Origin of the sequence: Cryobacterium sp. TMS1-13-1, from assembly GCF_004403125.1 — a bacterium.
GTDB lineage: Bacteria > Actinomycetota > Actinomycetes > Actinomycetales > Microbacteriaceae > Cryobacterium > Cryobacterium levicorallinum.
Genome location: NZ_SOGX01000021.1, coordinates 1 through 1,755 on the forward strand (window position 1 = coordinate 1; position 1,755 = coordinate 1,755).

At 58.6% G+C, this 1,755-nt stretch carries 3 protein-coding genes; 2 read left to right on the top strand and 1 reads right to left on the bottom strand.

Translation table 11 applies throughout. From position 1 onward, the window contains the following. A partial coding sequence (locus E3T31_RS17175; RefSeq protein WP_166788552.1) for a multicopper oxidase domain-containing protein occupies positions 1-498 on the top strand: 498 nt, incomplete at its 5' end. Positions 499-545: 47 nt separating this feature from the next. After that, positions 546-968 carry a DUF302 domain-containing protein gene (locus E3T31_RS17180; RefSeq protein ID WP_134470611.1) on the top strand — a complete coding sequence of 141 codons (423 nt, stop codon included), beginning with the start codon at positions 546-548 and terminating at the stop codon, positions 966-968. 426 nt (positions 969-1,394) lie between these two features. Here the strand turns inward: E3T31_RS17180 and E3T31_RS17185 are convergent, their stop codons facing one another. Beyond that, positions 1,395-1,751, bottom strand: coding sequence for a co-chaperone YbbN (locus E3T31_RS17185; protein ID WP_134470613.1), 357 nt, complete (start codon positions 1,749-1,751; stop codon positions 1,395-1,397). Positions 1,752-1,755: the final 4 nt, after the last annotated feature.

Here is a 1,755-nt window from a genome sequence, read left to right on the forward strand (position 1 = left end):
GATGTCGCGACAGTCGCTGCCATACCTGGTCAGCCCGTTCCGCGTGACCTTCGCACGGCTACCGTAACCGCTCGACGCGAGTTGATCTTCGCGATGGGCATGGGCGGGGATATGGGCAGTGGCATGGGTGGAAACATGGATGGCGGCATGGGCGGAGGAGTGGGTGGGGGCATGATGTCAGCCACGATCAACGGCCAGGTATTCGATGCCACCCGGGTCGACACGACCGTGCAATTCGACAGTGTGGAGGACTGGTTGCTGACAAATACCAGCCCGCTCGATCACCCTATGCACCTGCACGTGTGGCCGATGCAGATCATTGAACAGTCGGGCCGGCCCGTCGAAACCATCATGTGGCAGGACGTCGTGAACATCCCGGCACGCAGTACCGTGCGCGTGCGTATCGCGTTTGACGACTTTAGCGGACGTACCGTGTACCACTGCCACATTCTTGACCATGAAGACAGCGGAATGATGGGAGTTATCACCGCAAACTGACAGTAGCCGCAACCATCAATTCGAAAAAAATGGATTAGGAGAAATCAATGAACTACGCACACACCATCACCGTCTCGCTGCCCTACGAAGAGGCCGTCTCCAGGGTGCGGGAAGAACTCGCCAACCAAGGATTCGGCGTTCTTACCGAAATCGACGTCCACGCGACCTTCGAAACGAAACTCGGCGTGGAAAGTGCGCAGGCACTGGGCGACTACCTGATCTTGGGTGCGTGTAATCCCGCCCTCGCCGAACAGGCACTCACTGCAGAGCCCGACATGGGCTTGCTGCTTCCGTGTAACGTCGTGATCCGACGAAGCCCGTCAGCGACTACCACCACGGTGCAAGCTATCAACCCACAAACCATGGTCCAGCTGAGCAGCTCCCTGGGGATACAGAACGTTGCTGATCAAGCCGATGAACGTCTTCTCGCCGCGCTAGCCGCTCTCCAAGGAGAAAACAGCAGCAGGTAATACGCGCTCTAGCCCGCTGAAGCACGGCCAGAATTTTGTGGCCGTGTCAGGCGTTAGCCGCGCCGGTAGTCCGATTGGCGATCTGGCCAGCGCTGTCAAACCTCGAGAGCAGGAGCGGGTACTGCCGTTAGCGTCCGAGTAACCGGGACCAGAATGAGCCGGTCGATTTTTCTTTCACGTGCCCGGCGCATTGTTGGTTGCGTGGCACGCCGCGCATGACCTGATCAACGTGCTGACCGCAGCCCGCCCACGTTGTTTTTTGGCACACTTTGCAGGTGACGGCACGACACATAAGGATCTCCATTCAATAAGGTGAACTGCAAATACTATTATACCCAGGGGAGTATTCTACCTACGCGGTGGCAGGCAGGTGTTCATGTGACCCTGTTGCGAAGCGGTCCTGCGGTTTCTTACAGGGCGCGAGGTTTAGCGGTCGGCGATACTGGCGCGCACGTCGTCCATGTTGAGGTTCTCGACGCCGGCAATGAGCTCTTCCAGGCTGGCCGCGTTTAGGGCGCCTGGCTGGGAAAAGACGAGTACGGAGTCCCGAAACGCCATCAGCGTGGGGATGGAACGGATACCGGCGGCTGCGGCCAATCCCTGTTCCGCTTCGGTGTCAACTTTTCCAAAGGTGATTGCGGGGTGCTTTTCAGACGCCGCGCTGAATGTCGGGGCGAAACTGCGACACGGGCCGCACCATGCGGCCCAAAAATCGACCAGCACGATGGGACTCTGGGCTATGGTCGCGTCAAAGGTGGTCTCGGTGAGATCGGTAGTAGCCATACAC

Coding starts and splice junctions, on each gene's coding strand:
- E3T31_RS17185 (WP_134470613.1), bottom strand. CDS start 1,751: ATGGCTACTACCGATCTCACCGAGACCACCTTTGACGCGACCATAGCC.
- E3T31_RS17180 (WP_134470611.1), top strand. CDS start 546: ATGAACTACGCACACACCATCACCGTCTCGCTGCCCTACGAAGAGGCC.